This window comes from Streptomyces sp. NPDC015131, assembly GCF_043079975.1.
GTDB lineage: Bacteria > Actinomycetota > Actinomycetes > Streptomycetales > Streptomycetaceae > Streptomyces.
The window spans coordinates 743,828-766,757 of the sequence record NZ_JBIBVB010000003.1; the positions used below are offsets into that span (position 1 = coordinate 743,828).

General features: G+C 74.7%; 12 protein-coding genes. 3 read left to right on the forward strand and 9 right to left on the reverse strand.

What is annotated here, in order from left to right; translation table 11 throughout:
* Nucleotides 1-29 precede the first annotated feature (29 nt).
* Nucleotides 30-1,613 carry a glutamine-hydrolyzing GMP synthase gene (guaA, locus tag ACF08D_RS14585; protein ID WP_392222950.1) on the reverse strand — a complete coding sequence of 528 codons (1,584 nt, stop codon included), beginning with the start codon at nucleotides 1,611-1,613 and terminating at the stop codon, nucleotides 30-32.
* 316 nt (nucleotides 1,614-1,929) lie between these two features.
* Between guaA and ACF08D_RS14590 the strand changes: the two genes are divergently transcribed.
* The gene (locus ACF08D_RS14590; RefSeq protein ID WP_392222951.1) at nucleotides 1,930-2,217 is read left to right on the forward strand and encodes a chorismate mutase; all 288 of its coding nucleotides are present in this window, start codon (nucleotides 1,930-1,932) and stop codon (nucleotides 2,215-2,217) included.
* A gap of 514 nt (nucleotides 2,218-2,731) precedes the next feature.
* Here the strand turns inward: ACF08D_RS14590 and ACF08D_RS14595 are convergent.
* The gene (locus ACF08D_RS14595; RefSeq protein WP_392222952.1) at nucleotides 2,732-4,441 is read right to left on the reverse strand and encodes a peptidase; all 1,710 of its coding nucleotides are present in this window, start codon (nucleotides 4,439-4,441) and stop codon (nucleotides 2,732-2,734) included.
* Nucleotides 4,442-4,799: 358 nt separating this feature from the next.
* Between ACF08D_RS14595 and ACF08D_RS14600 the strand changes: the two genes are divergently transcribed.
* Nucleotides 4,800-5,960 carry an LAETG motif-containing sortase-dependent surface protein gene (locus tag ACF08D_RS14600; RefSeq protein ID WP_392222953.1) on the forward strand — a complete coding sequence of 387 codons (1,161 nt, stop codon included), beginning with the start codon at nucleotides 4,800-4,802 and terminating at the stop codon, nucleotides 5,958-5,960.
* Nucleotides 5,961-6,076: 116 nt separating this feature from the next.
* Here the strand turns inward: ACF08D_RS14600 and ACF08D_RS14605 are convergent, their stop codons facing one another.
* From ACF08D_RS14605 to ACF08D_RS14630, 6 genes are all read right to left on the reverse strand, one after another.
* On the reverse strand, nucleotides 6,077-7,891 hold the full coding sequence (locus tag ACF08D_RS14605) for a GMC oxidoreductase (protein WP_392222954.1): 1,815 nt from the start codon (nucleotides 7,889-7,891) through the stop codon (nucleotides 6,077-6,079).
* Between the two features lie 95 nt (nucleotides 7,892-7,986).
* A complete protein-coding gene (locus ACF08D_RS14610; RefSeq protein ID WP_392222955.1) occupies nucleotides 7,987-9,684 on the reverse strand; it encodes a succinic semialdehyde dehydrogenase in 1,698 nt (565 codons plus the stop codon).
* A gap of 103 nt (nucleotides 9,685-9,787) precedes the next feature.
* Nucleotides 9,788-11,872: a protein kinase gene (locus ACF08D_RS14615; protein WP_392222956.1), complete on the reverse strand. Its 2,085-nt coding sequence runs from the start codon at nucleotides 11,870-11,872 to the stop codon at nucleotides 9,788-9,790.
* Between the two features lie 30 nt (nucleotides 11,873-11,902).
* Nucleotides 11,903-13,804, reverse strand: a complete 1,902-nt coding sequence (locus ACF08D_RS14620; protein WP_392222957.1) for a serine/threonine-protein kinase — start codon at nucleotides 13,802-13,804, stop codon at nucleotides 11,903-11,905.
* A gap of 147 nt (nucleotides 13,805-13,951) precedes the next feature.
* Nucleotides 13,952-16,999: a protein kinase gene (locus tag ACF08D_RS14625; protein WP_392222958.1), complete on the reverse strand. Its 3,048-nt coding sequence runs from the start codon at nucleotides 16,997-16,999 to the stop codon at nucleotides 13,952-13,954.
* Nucleotides 17,000-17,137: 138 nt separating this feature from the next.
* The gene (locus tag ACF08D_RS14630; RefSeq protein ID WP_392222959.1) at nucleotides 17,138-19,603 is read right to left on the reverse strand and encodes a protein kinase; all 2,466 of its coding nucleotides are present in this window, start codon (nucleotides 19,601-19,603) and stop codon (nucleotides 17,138-17,140) included.
* 316 nt (nucleotides 19,604-19,919) lie between these two features.
* Here ACF08D_RS14630 and ACF08D_RS14635 point away from each other — a divergent pair, with 316 nt between their 5' ends.
* Complete coding sequence (locus tag ACF08D_RS14635; protein ID WP_392222960.1) at nucleotides 19,920-20,987, forward strand: serine hydrolase domain-containing protein; 1,068 nt, start codon at nucleotides 19,920-19,922, stop codon at nucleotides 20,985-20,987.
* Nucleotides 20,988-21,160: 173 nt separating this feature from the next.
* Here the strand turns inward: ACF08D_RS14635 and ACF08D_RS14640 are convergent, their stop codons facing one another.
* Nucleotides 21,161-22,867, reverse strand: coding sequence for a glycerol-3-phosphate dehydrogenase/oxidase (locus ACF08D_RS14640; protein ID WP_392222961.1), 1,707 nt, complete (start codon nucleotides 22,865-22,867; stop codon nucleotides 21,161-21,163).
* Between the last annotated feature and the right edge of the window lie 63 nt (nucleotides 22,868-22,930).

Here is a 22,930-nt window from a genome sequence, read left to right on the forward strand (position 1 = left end):
GGCGGCTCCGGGTCACTGCCCTCGCGGGGTCACTCCCACTCGATGGTGCCCGGCGGCTTCGACGTGACATCGAGCACGACCCGGTTGACGTCCTTCACCTCGTTGGTGATGCGCGTGGAGATCTTGGCCAGCACGTCGTACGGCATGCGCGTCCAGTCCGCCGTCATGGCGTCCTCGGACGAGACGGGCCGCAGCACGATGGGGTGCCCGTACGTCCGGCCGTCGCCCTGGACGCCCACCGAGCGGACGTCGGCGAGCAGGACCACCGGGCACTGCCAGATCTCGGTGTCCAGACCGGCCGCCGTCAGCTCCTCACGGGCGATGGCGTCGGCCTCGCGCAGCAGGTCCAGGCGCTCCTTGGTGACCTCGCCGACGATGCGGATGCCGAGGCCGGGGCCCGGGAAGGGCTGGCGCTGGACGATCTCCTCGGGCAGGCCCAGCTCCTGGCCGACCATCCGGACCTCGTCCTTGAACAGCTTGCGCAGCGGCTCGATCAGCTGGAACTCGAGGTCCTCGGGGAGGCCGCCCACATTGTGGTGGGACTTGATGTTGGCCGTGCCCGTACCGCCGCCGGACTCCACCACGTCCGGGTAGAGGGTGCCCTGCACCAGGAACTCGACGGGGTGGTCGCCCGGCGCCTCGGCGACGATCTCCGCCTGGGCCTGCTCGAAGACCCGGATGAACTCCCGGCCGATGATCTTCCGCTTCTCCTCGGGGTCGGAGACCCCGGCGAGCGCCGCCAGGAACCGCTCCTGGGCGTCGACGACCTTCAGCTGGACGCCGGTGGCGGCCACGAAGTCCTTCTCGACCTGCTCGGTCTCGCCCTTGCGCATCAGGCCGTGGTCCACGTACACGCAGGTCAGCTGCGAGCCGATGGCCTTCTGGACGAGGGCGGCGGCGACGGCCGAGTCCACGCCGCCGGACAGGCCGCAGATGGCGCGCTTCTCGCCGACCTGGGCGCGGATCGCCTCGATCTGCTCCTCGATGACATTGCCGGTGGTCCAGTCGGGACGCAGACCGGCGCCGCGGTAGAGGAAGTGCTCCAGGATCTGCTGGCCGTGCGTGGAGTGCATCACCTCGGGGTGGTACTGCACGCCGTACAGCTTCTTCTCGTCGTTCTCGAAGGCGGCGACCGGCACCACGTCGGTGGACGCGGTGACGGTGAAGCCCTCGGGGGCGGCGGAGCAGGCGTCGCCGTGCGACATCCACACCGGCTGCTCCGCGGGGGTGCCCTCGAAGAGGGTGGACGACGCCCGGGAGACGTGCAGCGGCGTCCGGCCGTACTCGCGCGCCCCGGTGTTGTCCACGGTGCCGCCCAGCGTGGTGGCCATCAGCTGGAAGCCGTAGCACATGCCGAAGACGGGCACACCGGCCTCGAAGATCGCGCGGTCGAGCTGGGGGGCGCCCTCCTCGTACACGGAGGACGGCCCGCCGGAGAGGATGATCGCCTTGGGGTTCTTGGCCAGCATCTCGGCCACCGGCATGGTGGACGGGACGATCTCGCTGTAGACCCGGGCCTCACGGACGCGGCGGGCGATGAGCTGGGCGTACTGCGCGCCGAAGTCGACGACGAGTACGGCGTCGGGCGCGGCAGCGGGATTCGCTGATGACACTACGGCGGCCTTCCGGCGGGGAGGGGGGGACGTCTGTATGCCGATTCTACCGGCGCGGCCGGGCGCACCTTCGTCTCACCATCCGAACCCGGGGCGGCCCGGCTCGGCCGATGGTCCATACTGGCCGCATGCGCAAGCTTCCGACCTTCGTCTTTACCTATGGCACCGGGCCCGTCCGGCTGCCATGGTCGTGCTGCTTGAGCCACTGACAAGCGACTTCCCCAGGCGCCCCGGGCCGACAAGGTCCGGGGCGCCTGTCGTTTCCGTCCCGGACCGGCAGTCGCCCGGGGCCCTCCCACCACGAGGAGCCCCCGCCATGACCACACCGCTCACCGACCGCACCGGCGCCCGCACCGACGAGGCCGCGGGCGTGATCACGGGTGCGCGCGAGCGCATCGACGCGCTGGACGACCGGATCATCGGTCTCATCCAGGAACGGATGGCCGTGTCGGCCGTCATCCAGGAGGCCCGGATCTCCTCCGGCGGCCGGCGCGTGAACCTGGCGCGCGAGATGGAGGTGCTGGCGCACTACCGGGACGCGCTGGGCCGGCCCGGTACGGCGCTGGCGATGACGATGCTGGAGCTGTGCCGGGGCCGGATCTGAGTTCGGGCGCGCTCTCACCCGTACGGCGCGTGACCGCTCCGGGACGGCTTCGTTGGTCGTGTTGTCCGTGTCAGCCAGGGGCGGGCCGAAGAAACCACGCGTGGCTCCGCCGGGGCGTGTGGCGCACCTCATGGGTGCGTCGTGGGACCTCGTCCCGGCGTGCGTGACCGGACGGCAGGGGACAGCAGCCCGGTCACCCCAAAGGCGGTCGGCTCCGGGGACGCCCGGAGCCGACCGCATCAGGTCCGGTCCCGCTCCCCCGTCCCGACGACGTTCCCGACGACGTTCCCGACGACGTTCCCGATGACGTTCCTGATGATGTCCCCCATGGCGTTCCCGGTGGCGCTCCTGATGACGCTCCCGAGGACGTTCTCTCCACCGAACCACTGCCACTGAGCGGCGTTACCCCCCGGCGCCGCCTTCCTCGGCCCCGGCGCTGCCCTGACGCCGGTGCCGACGGCCAGGGGCCCCGCGGAAGCGTTTCCGCGGGGCCCCTGTCGTTGTCTCGCCGTCCTCACACGTGGGTACGCGGCTGCGCCGGGCGCCGCCGCCGTGCCACGAGGAACGCCGCGGCGCCCGCCCCGGTCAGCGCGGCGGCGCCGGCCGCGAGCGGGACGGCGGCCGAGCCGGTGGAGGCGAGGTTCCCGCCGCCGGCCGCGGTGGACGTGCCCGTCCCCGCCCCGGCCGCTCCCCCGCCGGTGACCCCGCTCGCGGTCGCCCCGCCGGTCGCGGCCCCGCTCGTGGACGTGCCGCCGGTCGCCGCCGTGCCGCCCGCGGACGTGGTCCCGCCGGAGGTGGACGCGCCGCCGGTGCTGTCCGTGCCGGGGCCCTCCGGGTTCAGCACGAGCCGGGCCGTGTTGTTGCCGGGCTCAGGGTCGAAGGCGAGCGCCGGGCGGTCCGGTGAGCCGTTCCGCACGGTCACGGCACCCTGGGCGCCGGGCACCACCCGGTCGATCCGCAGCTCGAAGGGCAGGGCGAAGTCCTCGTCCTCGAAGACCTGGACGGGGGTGTCGCAGACGTAGCGCGGCGCGCCGAGCGGCTCCGCGCGGTACTCGCCCGCGGCGGTGCGCGCCGCGCACCCGGCCGGCTTCGCCGTGACCGTGGCCCCGGCCGGGACGGTCACGTCCACGGTGGCGACGGACTCGCCGGAGCGGAGGTGGGCGATCCAGGCGGGGCCGTCGTTGCGGAAGCCCACCCGCGCCTCGGCCGTCCGGCCCGCCGGGGCGGTGACGACATCGGCGTACGCGGCGAAGTCGGCGGTGTTGCGGACCCGGAGGTCGGACTCCTGCTGGTTGTCGCCGGGGTCGAGGTCCTGCGCGCGGGCGGCGGCGGGGGCCTTCCTCAGGGTGAGCCGGGGGCCGTCCGCCCTGGTGGCCACGGTGCCGCCGCGCTCCTCGACGCGGTGGACGAAGCTCTCGGTGTACGCGTGGCCGGTGGCCCGCAGCCCGATGGGCTCGGCCAGCGTGTACGTCGCGCCGGGCTCGTACGTCCCGGGGAAGTCGCAGACCGTCCGCGTCCAGGCGCCGTCCTCGGAGTCCTCGTAGGCGCAGTTGGCGTACCGGCGGGTGTAGTCCAGGCCGTGCGAGGCGGTCAGGGTGAGGCGTACGCCGTCGGCCGGGGCCGTGCCGGTGTTGGTGAAGGTCAGCGGGGCGTCCTGCACCCGGCCGGGCGCCACCTCGTGCTCCAGGTCCAGCGGGTGCATCACCAGGTCGGGGCCGCCGACGGTGACCCCGGCCCGGTACGGCGCGAAGGCCGCCCCGTCCGAGGCGCCGGTCACCTCGAAGGTCCCGGTGGCGCCGGGCGCGCTGCCCGGGGCGGCGCTGATCTCCAGCTCGGCGACCTCGTTGAGGCCCGGCGGGATGCCGAACGCGTCGGTGCAGGTCCCGGTCGTACCGGTGAGGGTGCAGTGGGAGCTGCCCGTCTCGCCGAACCGGACGTCGGCCACGCCCGCGAGGCCGCTCAGGTCGAAGGTGACGGTGTAGTCGCCGCTCCGCTCCTCCGCGCCGGGGTTCTCCACGGTGACGCCGACGGTGGTGGCCCGGGGCTCGCCGGTGGCCGGGTGGGGCCGCAGGGCCACCTCGGCGGGGCCGCCGAGCACGAGGACGGGGGCCGCCTCGGCGGCGTACGAGGCGGGAGCGGCGGCCAGGGCTGCGGTGCCGGTGGCCAGGGCGGCTCCGGCGAGCAGCCCGGCGGCGGCGAGGGAGGCGGAGAGACGTCTCGTCACAGGTCGTACCCCTGGTGGCGGCGGAAGAAGGGCGGCGGAAAGCGAGTGGGACGGCCTCGGCGGCCGGTCCTGGGTTCGACCTCGGGGCGGGACGGATGGTTGCGCCGCGCGTGATCACGGATCGGGAACGACCAGGGCGCCGGGCGAGCGGCAGGGGCGGAGACGGGGACGGGGGAGCCGATATGCGCGCGGCATGTGACGGGCGACACATAAAGTTTTCGTCAATCGGCGTGCAACCATTCCCGGCCGCCACGGGTCATGCATGGCGAATCAACGGCCACGCCCGTGACACCGGACCGGGCCGGCCCCCACGACCGTGCCGCGTCCCGCGGCACGCCTGGACTTCACTGAGGTCTTCATGAAGCTTCGCCGCGCCATGGCGGTCGCCGCCGCGACCGCCGTCATAGCCCCTGCCGCCTTCCTGGCGGCTCCGGCCGCGTACGCGACGGACGGCACCACCGGTACGACCTCCACCTCGGGCGCCGCGGGCGAGACCGGGAACACCGCGAACGACGGCACGGCGACGACGGACGAGGCCCCGAAGCCGGGCGACGACACGGCCACGACCGAGGACGGCACGAAGACCGAGGACGGCAAGACCCCGGCCGACACGGAGAAGCCGGGCGACACCGAGAAGCCGGGCGACACGGACAAGCCCGGTGACACCGAGAAGCCCGGCGAGAAGCCCGGTGACACGGAGAAGCCGGGCGACACGGAGAAGCCCGGCGAGAAGCCGGGTGACACCGAGGAGCCGGGCGAGAAGCCCGGCGAGGACGAGACGGGCGAGGACGAGGAAGAGCCCGTCGAGGAGGACGAGATCCTCGACGAGGAGCTGTGCAAGCAGGCCGCCGTGGACGTGCGGCTCTCCGGTCTCCCCAGCAAGATCACCGCCGGCAGCGGCTGGAAGAACTTCCAGTTCAACGTCAAGAACAACAGCAAGGACAAGATCGACGAGGTCGTCCTCGCGGCGTACGCGGCCTATGAGGCCGACCTGCCCGGCATGGAGGAGGACCCGGAGATGATGGGTCGCCTCGTCGAGAAGTACACCAAGATCGAGTACAAGAAGCCCAACGGCCAGTGGGAGAGCGGCGCCAACCTCTCCGGCCAGAACATCGGCTTCTTCTTCGACGTGGTCGACCTGAAGAAGGGTGAGAACCGCACCCTGCCGATGCGGATCTCCATCGACAAGGCCGCCCCGGCCGGTGCCGCCGTCGGTGTCGCGATCAGCTCGTACTTCACCGAGGACGACTGCTACGACGACGTCGAGACCTACCCGTTCGAGATCCTGGCGGCCGGCAGCAGCGCCGGTGGCGGCGGCGAGGCCAAGCCGTCCGAGCAGAAGCCGGCCGACCTCAAGCCGCAGGGCGGCTCGACCCCGATCAAGGTCGAGGGTGAGCTGGCCGAGACCGGTTCCTCCTCGATGCTGCCCGTCATCGGGATCGCCGGTGGCGTGACCATCGTCGCGGGCGCGGGTGTCGTCTTCGCCCTGCGCCGTCGCACCGGCGGCGCCGCCGCGTAACGGCGCACCACGAGCAAGAGAGGCGCTGCACTCGGAGGGGGGTGCAGCGCCTCTCTGTCGTACGCGGCCGGCCGCCCGTCCCGGGGCCCCGCGGGCCGACTCCCGGGCGTCCGGGGTCACTTCTTCGGCGGGACCGCCGGCATGCCGAGGAACGGCAGCTTCAGCGCGCCGAAGGCGTGCTCCGGCACCGCGGGGGACTTCGGGGCGACCGGGGCGAGCCGGGCGTACCCCTCGCCCTGCCGTGGACGGGGGTCCTCCTCGCCCTTGTTGGGCCAGAACGACATGGCGCGCTCCGCCTGGGCGGTGATGGTCAGGGACGGGTTCACGCCGAGGTTCGCGGAGACCGCCGCCCCGTCGACCACCGAGATGCCCGGGTGGCCGTAGAGCCGGTGGTACGGGTCGATCACGCCCTCCTCCGGCGTCGCGCCGATCACACAGCCGCCCAGGAAGTGCGCGGTGAGCGGGGTGCCCATCAGCTCGCCCACGTTGGAGCCGGCGAAGCCGTTGATCTCCTCCGCGAGGAGCGTCGCGGCGCGCGTGCCCTCGGCGATCTGCTTGGGGTTGGGCGCGCCGTGGCCCTGACGGGCGGTCAGCAGGCCCTTGCCGACGCCGTCCGGCTTGCGGTACGTGGTCAGGGAGTTGTCCAGCGACTGCATGACCAGGCCGATGATGGTCCGCTCCGACCAGCGGCGGTTGGACAGCGAGCGCAGGGCCATCACCGGGTGGCGGGCCACATTGCCGAGCCAGGCCCGCACCCGGCGCTCGGCGTAGGGGACCTGGAGAATGGAGAGCGACCCCATGGCGTTGGAGCCCTTGCCGTAGCGGACCGGCTCGATGTGGGTGCTGGCGTCCGGGTGGATGGACGACGTGATGGCGACGCCCCGGGTGAAGTCCACGCGCGCGTGGCCGTGCCGCTTGCGGTAGCGGCGGTCGGTGGTCTGGGAGCCCACCAGCGCCTCGGAGTTGGTGCGGGTCAGCTCGCCCAGGCGGGCGGAGACGCGGGGCAGCGCGCCCTCGTCCTTCATCCGGTGCAGCAGGGTCTGGGTGCCGTACGTGCCGGCGGCGATCACGACGTACCGGCAGCGCAGTCGGCGCGGGGCGGCCTTGCGGCGGCGCCGGGTGGGGACGGTCGAGACCACGTATCCCTCGCCGGACGGGTCCTCGGTGACGGCGGTGACCGTCGTCATGGGGTGGACGACGGCCCCCGCCCGCTCGGCGAGGTGGAGGTAGTTCTGCGTGAGGTTGTTCTTGGCGCCGTGCCGGCAGCCCGTCATGCACTCGCCGCACTCGGTGCAGGCGCGGCGGGCGGGTCCGGCGCCGCCGAAGTACGGGTCCTCGACCTGCCCGCCCGGCTCGGCCTTCGCGGTGCCGTCGGCGTCCCGGCCGTCCCCGAAGAAGACGCCGACCGGGGCCAGGTGGAACGTGTCGCCGACCCCCATCGCCTGCGCGGTGGCCTTGAGGTGCACGTCGGAGGGCGTCATCGTCGGGTTGAGCCGGACCCCCAGCATGCGCTTGGCCTGGTCGTAGTACGGGGCCAGCTCCGCCTGCCAGTCGGTGATGGACGCCCACTGCCTGTCGGTGAAGAACGGCTCCGGCGGTACGTAGAGGGTGTTGGCGTAGTTGAGGGAGCCTCCGCCCACCCCGGCTCCGGCCAGCACCATCACATTGCCCAGCAGGTGCACGCGCTGGAGCCCGTAGAGGCCCAGGGCGGGCGCCCACAGGTAGTTGCGCAGGTCCCAGGAGCTCTTCGGCAGGGTGGCCGGGGTGAAGCGGCGCCCGGCCTCCAGGACGCCGACCCGGTAGCCCTTCTCGGTCAGCCGGAGTGCCGAGACCGAGCCGCCGAAGCCGGAGCCGACCACGACGACGTCGTAGTCGTACCCGTCGGGCGCGTCGTTCCGCTTCCGGTTCCGGGCAGGCGGGACCTGGGGCATGGTGCTCTCCTCGTACCGAAGGGGGCGTGGGGACGTCGTGGGGGCGTGTGGGCGTGCGGGCGTGGGGGGTGCGGGTTCCGCGGCCGTCGCGCCGGTCAGCGGAGGCGGAACGCCTTCATCAGGCGCAGCCCGCGGGTCATCAGCGCCGCGTACCGCTCGTCGTCCATCCCGAAGGAGGGCGCGAGCGGAAGGACCCGCTGCTGCGCCACCGTCTGGGCCTCCGTGTACTTGAGGATGCCCTCGGAGCCGTGGCGCCGCCCGAGACCGGAGTCCTTCATGCCGCCCATGGGCGACTGGACGCTGCCGTACGCCGGGGCGTACCCCTCGTTGATGTTGACCGTGCCGGTGCGCAGCCGCGCGGCGACGGCGTGGCCCCGGCGGCCGTCCTTCGTCCAGACGCTCGCGTTGAGGCCGTACGCGGTGGCGTTGGCGCGCTCGACGACCTCGTCCTCGTCGGTGAAGCGGTAGACCGAGACCACCGGGCCGAAGGTCTCCTCGGAGCACACCGCCATCGGCTCCTGGACCCCCTCCAGGATCGTCGGCTCGTAGAAGAGCGGCCCGATGTCCGGGCGGGCCACCCCGCCCGCGACCAGCCGGGCGCCCTTGGCGACGGCCTCGTCCACGTGCCGGGTGACGGTCTCCAGCTGCCGCTCGCCGACCAGAGAGCCCATGTCGGCCCCGTACGCGAGGGAGTTGCCGAGCCGCATGGCCCGGGTGCGGGTGGCGAAGCGCTCCAGGAACTCGTCGGCGATCGACTCGTGGACGTACAGCCGCTCGATGGAGATGCAGAGCTGGCCGGCCGACGAGAAGCAGGCGCGCACGGCCCCGGCGGCGGCCTTCTCCACGTCCGCGTCGTGCAGGACGAGCATGGCGTTCTTGCCGCCCAGTTCGAGGGAGACGCCGACGAGCCGGTCCGCCGCACCCCGCGCGACCTCGCGCCCGGTGCGGGTGGAGCCGGTGAACGAGACGTAGTCGGCGTGCCGGACGACCTCGGGGCCGATGACCGGGCCCTCGCCCAGGACGACCTGGAAGACCTCGGCGGGCAGCCCCGCCTCGACGAGCAGGTCCCGGGCCCACAGCGCGGTGAGCGCGGTCTCCGTGTCGGGCTTCATGACGACCGCGTTGCCGGCCACGAAGGCGGGCAGGGCGTCGCCGACGGACAGTTCGAGCGGGTAGTTCCAGGGCGCGATCTGTCCCACGACCCCGCGCGGCTGGCGCAGTTCGGTCACCTTGGTGAGGGTCGGCACGACGCCGGTGTGGCGCTTCGGCCCGAGGTACGCGGCAGCGCGGCGGCCGTAGTGGCGGGCGGCGACGGCGACGGCCTGGACCTCCTCGTGGGCGTGCAGCCGCGCCTTGCCCGTCTCCAGCTGGATCAGGTCGAGGACCTCGGCCTGCCGCTCCAGCACCAGGTCGTGGAAGCGGAGGAGGACGGCGGCACGCGCGCGTACCGGCCAGGCGGCCCAGACCGGCTGGGCGGCGCGGGCGCGCTCGAACGCCTCGGCGACGTCCTCGGGGGTGGACTCGGGCAGTTCGGCCAGCCGCTCCCCGGTGAAGGGGGTGTGGTTGGCGGTGCGTCCGGACCCGGTGACCCCGCGCGAGAGCTGGGCGACCACCTCGGGCGTGACCACGTCGGCGGCGGTGCGGGCACCGGCCGGCGCGGGGGCCACGGGGTTGGCGCCGGGGGTGGCCGCGGCGGGAGCGGTCCCCGTGCCGGCCCCTGTGGAACCGGCCGCGGGGGCGGCCGCGGGGGCGGTCGAAGTCGTGGAGTCGGTCGGGTCGGTCGAGTCCGTCATGGACGCGAGGGTATTCCGGATGCGGCCCGTTCGGTACCCGCCGGTAACAGCTTTTCTCCGGGGCCGTGGACCATGCCAGCGTTCACTGGCACATAAGCCCTGATCAGGGGCGCCGCACCCGGAACGAATCCAGAACGGTGTCGACATGGCGCTCCAGCTCGTCCCGCCGCACCACCGGCGCCGAGACCCACAGGTCGTACATGCCGCCGCCCTCCTCCCAGCAGATGTCGTACACCCGGCGGGCACCCTCCGCGCGGGAGAAACCGTTCCAGGTGAACTCCCGGAGCGCGGCCGGCAGCCCGTTGTGCGTCGTGGACGTCACCCGCGCGTCGCGGTACCCGGGGTGGACCGCCGGACCGTCGGCGTGGGCGCGGCGGAGGTACCCGAGCGGCCCCCCGGCGGCGGCCGGGGCGCGCAGCCGGATGCCGATGCGCAGCGCCCGGTCGGCCGAGGTGTAGAAGACCCGGCGGTCGTCGGTCGACCGGACGAACCCGGCCGGCACGGTGAGCGAGAACCCCCGGGGGTCGGAGACGGACCGGTAGCCGCTCGGCACCCGGGGCTCCGGGGGGTTCGTGCCGGGGATGTTGGTGCCGGGGGTGTTCGGCCCGGTGGGTCTCGGCCCGGTGGGTCTGGGCCCGCTCGGTGCCGGCGCGGTGGGTGTCGGCGCGGGCGTGGCGCGGGGCGGGGTGACGGTGGCCGTCGGCCGGTCGTCGCCCCCGCTGCCGCTTCCGGCACTTCGGCTGAGCAGCACGCCCGCGGCGCCCGCCCCGGCGAGGGCGATCAGCAGCGCGGCGGCCACCAGGGGCGTACGGAGGCGGGAGCGCCGCCGCGCGGCCGGGCCGGGGCGGTCCGGGGCGGGGCGGCCGTAGACGGGACGGTGACCGGGGACGGGGCCGGGGGTGCGGTTGGGGTGGTCGGGGCTGTGCGGGTGGTCGGGGCTGTGGAGGTGGGGGGTGCGGTCGGGGCCGGTGGGGTGCGGGGTGTGGTCGCGGCTGTGGGGACGGTCGGGGCGGTCGGGACGAGGGTGGTCCGGCGGTACGGCGTCCTCGCGGGCGGGGCGGGGCGCCGGGGCCGGCTCCCCCGGGCGGTCGCGGTCCCGGTGTGCGCCGTCGCCGGGGCGGTCCTGCTCGCGGGGGCGGTCCCGGGCCTCGTCGCGCCGGGCCTCGTCGCGCTCGCGGTGCCGGTCGTGCAGGCGGGCGCGGGCACGGGCGCGTACGCCCTCCGGGACGGCGTCGGACGGCGCCCCGTCGCGGGAGGAGGAGCGGGAGGAGGAGCGGGAGGAGGGACGGGACGGCGAGCGGGGCGACGGACGGGGCACGTCGGCGGGCACCGCGTCCGTGTACGGGCCGGCGGCGGCGCCCGGACCGGTGGCGTACGGCGGCGGCGCCGCCGCGTACGCCCGCAGCAGCCGTTCGGCCTCGACCGCGCCCATCCGGCGCGCCGGGTCCCGGCGCAGCAGGCCCCGGACGACGGGCAGCAGCGGCCCCGCCGCGGCGGGCGGGCGGAAGTCCTCCTCGACCACCGCGTGCAGCACCCCGCCGAGCGAGTCCCGGTGGAAGGGCGACTGACCGGTCAGCGTCGCGCACAGCAGCGCCCCCAGCGACCACAGGTCCGTCTCGGGACCCGCCTGCGCGCCCTGCATCCGCTCGGGCGCGGTGTACTCGGGCGAGCCGACGAACATGCCCGCCTCCGTGATCGTGGTCGACCCGGCGAGCTGGGCGATGCCGAAGTCGGTGAGCACGACCCGGCCGGTGCCCTCCTCCACCAGGACATTGGCGGGTTTCAGATCCCGGTGGAGGACACCGAGGGCGTGCGCGGCGCGCAGGGCGCTCAGCAGCGCGAGCCCGATCCTGGCCGCCTCGCGGACCTCGAGCGGGCCGCCGAGCGCGATCCGCTCGGCCAGCGACCGGCCCTCGACCAGCTCCATGACGATGTACGGGACGCCGTCCTCCTCGACGACGTCGTGGACGCACACGATGTGCGGGTGGTGCACGCGCGCGATGGCGCGGGCCTCACGGAGCGTGGGGTGCACGGCGGTACCGACGTCGACGTGCAGCTCCTTGACGGCGACACGGCGGCCGAGGAGCTCGTCGTACGCCCGCCAGACCGTGCCCATGCCTCCCCGTCCGAGCCGGGCCTCCAGCCGGTAGCGTCCGACGATCCGCCGCTGCTGCCCCGATCCGGACACGGCACATCCCCTCTGCTCGACGCCGAGGGGCTACTCCTCGGCGGGACGCCAGCCGCGCAGCACCATGTCGAACTGCTCCCGGGTCACCGGCCAGTCGGCCGCGGGCGCGGACATGAACAGCGCGTACTCGGTTCCGTCGTCCGCGTAGTACACCTGGTCGATCGCACGCCGTTCGCCCGCGTTCGCGTTCTTCTCGACCCAGGTGAACTCCCACAGACAGGATTCCAGTTGATCACGGAACGTGTTCGTGTGCAGCACCTTCCGCTCATAGCGGGGGAGCCGCTTCTTCAGCCCTTTCTCGATATCGAGCATGTGGAGGCAGGGATTTTCGAAGTCCGGTGAGGCGTCGACGCTGATACGGATGAGGTGGCGGCCATTGTCGGGTGTGTAGTCGATCTGCCCGTCCTGCGTCCGGCGCTTCCAGCCCTTCGGCACGAGAAGGCTGAAACCCGTCGGGTCCTCCACCCGCTCCCAGCCGTCCGGAACCGTGGCGGCCGGGCCGTTCAGGTCGGTCGAGGCGGCGCGGGCCGTGTCGTCGTTCCCGTACCGCATGACGGCGAAACCCGCCGCGCTGCCCACGACGGCGGCGAGGAGCGTCACGAGGACGGCCGTACGCCAGGCCGCGCGGCGAGGCGGTGCCGCCCCCGGGCCTCCGGGGCCAGCGGGGCCGCCGGGGCCGCCGGGGTCACGGGGAGTCCCGGCGGCGGGAGTTCGCGGGGCGGGTGTTCCCGGGGCGGGGGTTCCCGCGGCTGTGGCTTTTGAGACGGGCGTTCCTGCGGCGGGCGTTCCTGCGGCGGGGGCGCGACCGGCGACAACGTCGTCATCGCCCGGCGGGGCGGCGTCCGGCCGCCGGGCCGCGGGCACGGTGCCCGCCTCGTTCGTGTCCGTCTCTGCGGTGCCGTCGGTCCCGTCAGTCCCGTTGGTGGCATCCGTCCCGGCGGTCCCGTCCGTGCGGGCGGCGGAGGCGGCGGCGAGCGTCGCCGGGAGCGGCGCGGTCCGCCGCTCGGTGGCCGGGGGCCGCTCCGTCGCGGCCGTCAGCTCCTCGCGGCTCATCACCCGCGTGGGGACGTACGCCTGGGCGGCGTCCGGGGTGCGGCCCTCCCTCGCCTCCATCAGCATGCGTTCCGCCTCGGCGGCGTCCGGCCGGTCCGCCGGGTCCTTGCGCAGCAGGGCGACGATGACGGGCCCGAGGGCGCCGGCGTACTCGGTGGGCGGCGGCTCCTGGGTCACCACCGCCTGCATCACGCTGATCGGGGAGGTGTCGTGGAAGGGCGACCGGCCCTCGACGGCGGTGTAGAGCGTCACGCCGAGTGACCAGAGGTCGGAGGCGGGACCCGGGTCGCCGCCCCGTACCCGCTCGGGAGCCAGGTACTCGATGGAGCCCACCAGTTCTCCCGTACGGGTGATGGTGGAGTCGCCCTCGATGGCGGCGATCCCGAAGTCGGTGAGGAGGACCCGGCCGTCGCGGGCGAGCAGGACGTTGCCGGGCTTGACGTCCCGGTGCAGCACCCCGGCGGCGTGCGCGGCGCGCAGCGCGCCGAGGACGTGCAGCCCTATCCGGGCGGCCTCGGTGGCCTCGATCCGGCGGCCGTCGGCGGCCTTGGCGGCGTCGGCGAGCGAGGGCCCGTCGACGTACTGCATCACGATCCAGGGGCGGGCGTCGTGCTCCAGCACGTCGTGGACGGTGACCACTCCGGGGTGGGAGATGCGGGCGGCGGCGCGCGCCTCCTTCTGCGTACGGGCGTGGAGGACGGCCCGGTCAGCCTCGGAGACGTACTTGCCGGCCGTCAGCTCCTTGACGGCGACGGTGCGGTGCAGCACTTCGTCGTGGGCGCGCCAGACCTTGCCCATCCCGCCCCGGCCGATGGCCTCGCTCAGCCGATAGCGCCCGGCGAGCACGAGTCCGGCGCCGCTGCCTTGAGAGTGTTCCACTGTCCCCCGCTCGTTCCTTCGGCGACCAGGTTACGGAGGGTGGTGCTGTGGCCGAAACCTCGGGGTTGCCAAGGAGACCGCTCTGTGATGCGGAGTTGGGCTTTCGGCCGCATTTGAACCGTGTGACGCACGGTAACTGGCGGCCCGTCAGCGGGTGGAGCGGTATGCGCCGACGGCCTGCTGGTAGATCTCGGATACCTTGTCACGCTCACTCTCCGGTCCGATGACCTGGACGACGTGGTACCGGTCGCCGACGACGAGGGCCAGGTTCCGCACGTACACCTCCCGGCCGTTGACGTCGGACCAGGTGAACTGGCCCTCCGCCATGACCTGCCGGCCCACCTCCATCCGGCGCAGCCCGGAGGCGGTGGCCCAGCTGCTGTCGCGCCAGGGCTGGAGCTCCCGCTCCTTGGTGCGCTGGTACTCCAGGGGGTCGCTGCCCCCGGCGCGGACGGTGTCCCGGCCCGGGACCACGATCAGGGTGAAGTCGCCGCCGGTGTAGCGGACCTGGCCCACGTCGTTGATCGGGCTGCGCTGCCAGCTCTTGTCGACGGCGATCCGGAAGCCCTCCGGGTCGTCCCGCACGGCATAGCCGGGGGCGGTGTCCGGGGAGCCGGGCGGGACGGTGTTGGTGGAGGGCGCGGGTCCGCTGGGCGTGGGCTGCGACCCCGGAGCCTCCGACGGCGGGGACTGCTGCGGCTGCTGGGGCTCCTGCGGGTCCTGGGGCTGCTGCGACGTCTGCGGGGCCGGGGCGCCGCTGTCCCGCGGCTCGCCGGCCTTGGGCATGAACATCACGGCGTACGCGATCGCGGCGGCGAGCGCGAGCAGGATGCCGAGCAGCAGGATGCGTCCGAGGGCCCGGGGGGCGCGGCCCGGGCGGGCGGCGCGGGCCGCCTCCGGGTCCGGGCCGGGCGGCCGGGTGGTGCGGGCGGGGCTCCTGGCGGGCCGGGCCTTCTTGTGGTGGCGGTGGCGGCCGTGGGCGGCGCCGGCCGCGCCGGGGCGGCGCCGGCGCACCAGCTCGCCCCTACGGCGCACGATGGGCAGGCGGGTGGCGTCGGGGGACGGCATCGGCACCACCGCCGTGCCCGCGTCGGGCTCCGGCGCCGACCGGACGAGCGAGCGCAGCCAGCCGCGCAGCTCCTCGAAGTCGGGGCGCTCGGTCGGGTCCTGACGCAGCAGCGACTCGACGACCGGGCGCAGCGGGCCGCACTCCTCGGCGAAGGCGGGCGGCTCGGCGCACACCATCTGGACCAGCTCGGCGGCGTTGTCCTCGGGGTAGGGGGCGTGGCCCTGGACGGCGCGGTAGAGCAGCGCGCCGAGCGCCCACAGGTCGGTGGCCGGGCCGATGGGCGGGGCCAGCTGCCAGGTGTCGTGGACCGGTCCGGCCTGCTCCGGCGCCCAGCGCTCGGTCACGGCGCCGACGAGGGCGATCCTGGTCTGGCGCGCCCGCTCGGCGGCGAGGGGCGTGGCGGGCCCCCGGTAGGTCTCGCCGCCGGCGCGGGGCCCGGCCGCCTCGTCCCACCGGCCCTGCGCCTGGCCGCCGGTGCCTCCGGCGCCGGGACCTCCGGCTCCGGGCGTGAGGGCCGCCGGGGAGGCGGCTCCGGGGTGCGTCCCGCGCCGGGCGTCCGCCCGCAGGGCGTCCCGGCTGCCGTAGGGGGAACTGCCGTACGGGGATGCCCGGTACGGGGACACGCCGCCGCCCGCGGGCACCGCGCCGCGGCCCGGCTCGCCCCGGTGGCCCGGCCCGTCGTTCCAGGTCCCGGCCAGGAGCGCCCGGCGCGGGGCGCCACCTGCCGAGCCGCCCTCGCCGCCCTCGCGGGGCGTTCCGTCCTGACCGCCCGTGCCGTTCTCGCCGGGCGTCGCTTCCTGGGCACCGCGCCCGTGGTGCGGCTCGTGCGGCTCGTGCGGGTCGTGCGGGTCGTGCGGGTCGTCGTAGTCGTCGTGGGCGTCATCGTCGTCGAGGTCGGCGCCCGACCACCACTGCGGCTCGTAGTCACCGGGCGACCCGCCCGCGGGAGCCGCGCGGCCGGTGGGCGGCGGCGGCAGGGACAGGGCCGCGCCCGCCTCCTCCGCGCGGGCGGCCGCGCGTGCCCCGGCGTGGTACGCGGCGATGGCGCCGGCCCGGGCAGCGCGGTCTCCGGGTGCGGCGGGGCCGGGGAGCACGGGGGTCTCCGGCAGCGCGGGCACGGCGGGTTCGTACCCGGGCGCGAGCGCGGGCAGGGGGCTCGGGCCCGAGGACGGCCGGGAAACGCCCGGGACGAAGCGGGCGCCCGGGGCCTCCGGGAGGCCCCGGCCGCCGTCCGGACCGGCGTACGGACCGCCGTCCCGACCGCCGTACGGACCACCGTCCGGACCGCCGTCCCGACCGCCGTCCCAACCGCCGTCCGAACCGGGGTACGCACCGCCGTCCGAACCCGGGTACGCACCGCCGTCCGGACCGAAGCCGGAGTCCGGGCCGGGATCGGCGTCCGCGTGCGGAACGGGTCCCGGGCCGAAGTCCGGCTCCGCGTCGGGATCCGCGTCGGGGTCCGGCACCGGGGCGTACCCGCACAGTGCCTCTTCCGCCGCTCCCGCCGCCAGCCCCGTCAGCATGACGCGGCCGTCGTCGCAGACGAGCACCGTGCGTGCCGTGATGTTCCGGTGGACCCAGCCGTGCGCGTGCAGCGCGCGCAGCGCGGTGAGGACGTCCGAACCGATCTCCGCCGCCCGGTACGGGCTCAGCGGGGCCTCCGCGAGCAGCGCGGCGAGGGGCCTGGCCGCGACCAGTTCACTCACTATCCACAGCGACCCGGCCTCGGCGAACACGTCGAAGACCTGGTCGAGCCGGGGGTGGTCGGGGATCTGCGCCGCCGCCTGCGCCGCCTCGATGGCCCGCCGCACGGCCGGGTCGCCGGAACGCCGGACCGCCCGGCCGCCGGACGCGCCGCGCGGCACGCCCCAGGCGCCGCCGGACCCGTACGAGCCGCCGGCTCCGTGCCCCGCCCCGTACCCGGCGCCGTCCTCACTCCCGTACCCGGGGCCGTCCGCGTCCAGGACCTCCGCCTCGACGACCTCCGGCAACGGAAGCTGACGGATCAGGACTTCCTGTCCGCTGTAGGTGTCGAAGGCCCGCGTTTCGACAAGTTCGTACTCGTCGGAGGGCGGCAACGGCAGGCGGTAGCGGTCGGCGAGCACCCTTCCCGCATAGTCGTCCACGACGCCGCCTCCCCACGAGCGCGCTGTCCCCCGGCCTCAGAAACCGTACGAAACCATCAAATCCGGTCGTCCTGCGTGCAGTTACCCGCCGTTTCCGGCTGCGTACGGTTCACGAGCTCTCACGATACGTGGCCTTGGTCAGTTCTTGGGGCTGAACGTCGCGAACGCCGTGTTCCGCAGGGTGGTGCACTCCTTCCCGTCCCACTCGGCGGCCTTGCAGGTGATCATGATCGAGTAGCCGCGCCGGGCGTCGACCTTGAAGCCGCGGTTGAGCACCCGGACCCGCTCACCGCTCTGCTCGCGCTCGAACTGCCAGTCGGCGACCGTCGGATAACCCTTGTAGTCGACCTTGTCGATTCCATGATGCTTGTAGCCACTGACAGTGGCCTTCAGACCGGCCACGGCGGCGGCCCAGGCGGCTGCCGCGTCCTCGCCGGGGCTGCCGGTGAAGTCGACCTGGACGCGCGGGAAGCCGCCGCTCTCGCTGTATATGCCGCCCGAGTTCTGGCCCGCTATGGCGGTCCGCCGGAAGCCCTGCGGCATGGCCATCGAGAAGTGGAACCGGTCGTCGGTGACCGTCACGTACCCGGCCGGCACCGCCGCCGAGCCGCTGCCCGCGCCACCCGGGTCGCCGGACGGCTTCGTACCGCCCTCGCCGTCCCCGGTACCCGCGCCGGTTCCCGTGCCCGGTGTTCCGCCACCGGGCTTGCCGGCGCTCTCCTCCGTGCCGGGCTCTCCGTCCGGCTTCTGCTCGTTGCCGCCCGTGCCCGTCCCGGTCCCGGAACCGGCCGACGCGGTCCGGTCGGTGGATGGCATGCCCTGGCTCCCGTTGCCCTTCTCGTCGCCCCCGAGGGCGATGGCCAGCACGGTGGCGAGCACGGCCAGCGCGACCACGACCGCGACGATCACCAGCGTGCGCCGCGACACCACGTCCGTGAGCGGCGCGCGCGCCGGCGGCACCGGCGCGGAACGCTCGGAGGTCTGCGGCCCGCCCGCCGGCTCCGCCTTGGCGAACGCCGCCGCGTTGCGCACGGAACGCAGCGCGCCGCGCATCCGCTCCGCCGACGCGTCGGTCTCCGCCTTCGGCTTGGTGCGCGCCTCCTCCTCCGGCAGCGGGAGCAGGGGTACGAGCCGGGTGGTCTCCGGCGACGGCTCGGGCGCCGCCGCGGTCACCGCCTCCGGCGCGTGGATCACGTCATTGAGCAGGACGCGGGCGCCGGCGTCGTCGAGGCGCTTGGCCGGGTCCTTGTGGAGGAGCCCGTAGATGACCTCCTCCAGCGGGCCCGCGTTCTTCGGCGGGTCGAGCTGCTCGGTCATCACGGCCGTCAGCGTCGCGATGGCGGAACCCTTGTCGTACGGCGGGCAGCCCTCCACGCACGCGTAGAGCAGGCCGCCGAGGGACCACATGTCCGCCGCCGGGCCGGGCTTGTGCCCCCTGGCCCGCTCCGGCGAGATGTACGACGGGGCGCCGACGAGCATGCCGGTCGAGGTGATGGACGGGTCGCCCTCGACCTGGGCGATGCCGAAGTCGGTGAGGACGACCCGGCCGTCGTCCGCGATCAGGACGTTGGACGGCTTCACGTCCCGGTGCAGGATGCCCTCGCGGTGCGCGGAGCGCAGGACGTCGAGGATCGCGAGGCCCACCTCCGCGGCGCGCCGGGGCGTGAGGACGCCGTCCTCGCGGATGGCGTCGGCGAGGGACTTGCCCTCGACCAGCTCCATCACGATCCAGGGGCGGTCGTCCTCGTCCACGACGTCGTACACCGTCACGGCGCCGTTGTTGCGGATCCGGGCGATCGCCTTGGCCTCGCGGAGCGTACGCGTGATGAGGCGGCGCTTCTCGTCCTCGTCGATGCTGCTGGGGAAGCGGAGTTCCTTGACGGCGACGGTGCGCCCGAGCGTCTCGTCGACGGCCCGCCAGACGGTGCCCATGCCGCCGCGGCCCAGGACGCCGCCGAGCCGGTAGCGCCCGGCGAGGAGCCGTCCTTCGCCGGTCGGCCGCGCCGCGGACGCCGCACCCGTCCGGCCCCCGGCACGCCCACCGGCCGAGGCCGCCGGGGCCGCTGCCGCGGGCTTGGTGTCCGAGACCGGCTTGGCGTCCGGCGCCGGGGCCGCGGGGGCCGCGGGCTTCCCGGCCCCCTTCGGCTCCTTGGCGCCCTTCGCGGCCTGTACGTCCTTCGAGTCCTGCGCACTCTTCGCGCCCTGCGCGTCCCGGGCGTCCCGGACGTTCTTGGGCTGCTCCGGCTCCTTGGGCGCCTCCGAGCCCGGGGTCGCCTTCCGCACCTCCGGGTCCTTCGCACCGGCGGCCTCGGCGGAGCCGGCCGACCCGGTGCCCTGGGCGTTCGCCGCGCTCGCCCCGGCCTCCTTGGGCCCCTTCGGGTCCTTGGCGTCCGCGGTGGAGCCGGACCGCGCGGCCGGTACCGCGCCCGACGCCCCGTCACTCTTCTCCGTACGCGGTGAGGGCACGGCACCGCCCGTCGCGGCGCCCTTGCTCCCGGCGTCCCGTGAACCGTCCGCACCGCCCGTACCGTCGGCGCCGTCCGCGCCCCCGTCCGAGGGTGCGCCGTCACCGGCCGCCCGGGGCCGTCCGGCGCCCAGTTTCATGGTCGCGTCCTTGGCCTGCCCGGGCTCCCGCGTGGCGGGGGCGTCCTCAGTCGCTCGGCCCTCCGGCTCCGTGTCCGGTCCGGCCGCTCCGGCGCCCGGCCGTGCCGCGTCCCGCTGAGGTGTCCGAGCCGCGTTCCGCGACTGCTCCGCTCCCGACATGCGTCCCCTCTGCGATCCCTGATCCTCGCCCGCGCCTGCCGCTTCCGCGCGATGCGGTAACCCGCCCTGGAAGAGCGTCCATTGTCTCTCACTCCGGGACTGGTGAATCTCCCGGGTCCTCCGTCGGCCAGGATGGCACCGGAAGGAGGTACCCACGATGCCACTGCCCCGCGCCAGGCTCGCCTTCGTGCTGGTCACCGCCCTGCTCGGGCTGGGCGCCGGCCCGCTGTCGGGGGAACCCTCCCCCACCCCTCCCTCCGCCGTTCTACCGCGCCTCGTCTCCGAAGGCCATGCCCCCGCCGCCGCGATGCTCTCCGTGTCGCCCTCGGCGTCGCAGTTCCAGGCGGCCGGTTCCGGCATCCGGCGGGCCGACCGGTTCCGCGCGGGCAGCGTCACCAAGACGTTCGTGGCGACCGTCGTCCTGCAACTGGCCGCCGAGGGCCGGCTGCACCTCGACGACCCGGTCGGCCGCCATCTGCCCGGCACGGTGCCGCCCCGCGCCGGACGCACCGTCACCCTCCGCGCCCTGCTGACCCACACCAGCGGCCTGCCCGACTACACCACCGGCAGCAGCCTCCACACGGCGTCCGCCCCCACCGCACGGGAGGCCGTCCGCCGCGCCCTGGCCACCCGCGCGTACGGGCCGCCGGGGCACTACCGATACGCCAACACCAACTACGTCCTCCTCGGCCTCGTCATCGAACGGGTCACCGGCCGCCCGTACGCCGTGGAGGCCGGCCGGCGCGTCATCGACCGCCTGCGGCTCACCGGCACCTCCTTCCCGGGCGCCCGCACCACCCTGCCCCCGCCGCACGGCCGGGCGTACGACGCCGCCGGGCGGGACGTCACGGCGCTCGACCCACGCACCGCCTGGGCGGCGGGCGAGCTGATCAGCACCATGGACGACCTCAACCGCTTCTACGCCGCCCTCCTCTCGGGGCGCCTCCTCCCTCCGCCGCAGCTCCGCCAACTCCTCGACACCCGCCCGGCGAACGGCCGCTACGCCATGGGCGTCTATCCGCGCCGGCTGTCCTGCGGCACCACGGTCTGGGGCCACAACGGGCACATCACCGGCAGCTACGTCCGCACCGCCACCACCTCCGACGGCCGGCGAACCGTCACCTTCCGGGTCAACACCAACGCCGTCCCCCTCGGCACGCTCCGCACCCTCGAACCGGCCCTCCTGGAAGCCGAGTTCTGCCGCACGAACCGCCTGTCCCCCTAGGCCGCCCAGCGCCTCGGAGCACCGTCCGCCTGGGCACCCCGGAGACCCGGCCGTCCGAACTATCCAGCCGCCCAGCGCCTCGGAGCACCGTCCGCCCGGGCACCCCGGAGACCCGGCCGTCCGGCCGTCCGACTGTCCCGGCCGCCCGGGGCCCCGGGGCCCGTACGCTCCGGCTACAGCGGCACGATGTCCGGTGCACCGAGGCGTGCCGCGTCCGCCGTCAGGTCGTCGGGCTGGCGCTGCGACTCCCGCTCCGCCTCGACCCGCTTCTCGTAGTGCTCCACCTCCCTCTCGATGTGCGCCCGGTCCCAGCCGAGCACCGGCGCCATCAGCTCGGCGCACTCGCGGGCGCTGCGGGTGCCCCGGTCGAAGGTCTCGATGGAGATGCGGGTCCGCCGGGTGAGGACGTCGTCCAGGTGCCGGGCGCCCTCGTGGGAGGCGGCGTAGACGACCTCGGCCCGCAGGTAGTCCTCGGCGCCGCCCAGCGGCTCGCCCAGCCCGGGGTCGGCGACGATCAGCTCCAGCACCTCCTCCACCAGGGAGCCGTACCGGTTCAACAGGTGCTCGACGCGGGCGACGTGAAGCCCCGTCCGGGCGGCGATCCTGGCGCGGGCGTTCCACAGGGCGCGGTACCCCTCGGCGCCCAGCAGCGGCACGTCCTCGGTGACGCAGGCGGCCACCCGCAGGTCGAGGCCGTGCACCGCCTCGTCCACCGCGTCCTTGGCCATCACCCGGTAGGTGGTGTACTTGCCGCCCGCCACGACGACCAGGCCGGGCACCGGGTGGGCCACGGTGTGCTCGCGGGACAGCTTGCTCGTGGCGTCCGACTCGCCGGCCAGCAGCGGCCGGAGGCCGGCGTAGACGCCCTGGACGTCGTCGCGGGTGAGCGGGACGGCCAGCACGCTGTTCACATGCTCCAGCAGGTAGTCGATGTCGGCGCTGGAGGCCGCCGGGTGGGCCTTGTCGAGGTCCCAGTCGGTGTCGGTGGTGCCCACGATCCAGTGGCGGCCCCACGGGATGACGAAGAGGACCGACTTCTCGGTGCGCAGGATCAGGCCGGTGCTGGAGTGGATGCGGTCCTTGGGCACCACCAGGTGGATGCCCTTGGACGCCCGGACGTGGAACTGCCCGCGCTCGCCGATCAGCGCCTGGGTGTCGTCGGTCCACACCCCGGTGGCGTTGACGACCTGCTTGGCGCGGACCTCGTACTCGCCGCCCGCCTCGACGTCCCGCACCCGGACGCCGACGACCCGCTCCCCCTCGCGGAGGAAGCCGACGACCCGCGCCCGGTTGGCGACGTGCGCGCCGTAGCTCGCGGCGGTGCGCACCAGGGCCGCCACGAACCGCGCGTCGTCCATCTGGGCGTCGTAGTACTGCAACGCGCCGACCAGCGCGTCCTTCTTCAGCGCGGGCGCCACCCGCAGCGCGTGCCGCCGGGACAGGTGGCGGTGCACGGGCAGTCCCCGGCCGTGGCCGGAGGAGACGGACATGGCGTCGTACAGGGCGACGCCGGAGCCGGCGTAGAGGCGCTCCCAGCCCTTGTGCTGGAGCGGGTAGAGGAACGGCACCGGTTTCACCAGGTGGGGGGCGAGCCGCTCCAGGAGCAGTCCGCGCTCCTTGAGCGCCTCGCGGACGAGCGCGAAGTCCAGCATCTCCAGATAGCGCAGGCCGCCGTGGATCAGCTTGCTCGACCGGCTGGAGGTGCCGGAGGCCCAGTCGCGTGCCTCGACCAGACCGGTCGCGAGACCGCGTGTCGCCGCGTCGAGGGCCGTCCCGGCGCCGACCACTCCGGCGCCCACGACCAGCACGTCCAGCTCCCGCTCGGCCATCGCCGCCAGCGCCTCCGCGCGCTCGGCGGGTCCCAGTGTCGCTGTCCTCACCGCTGCCTCCCGTCGCCCCCGTGTGTGGCCCCGCGGGTGTCCGCGGGGGTGCCCGCCCGGGGT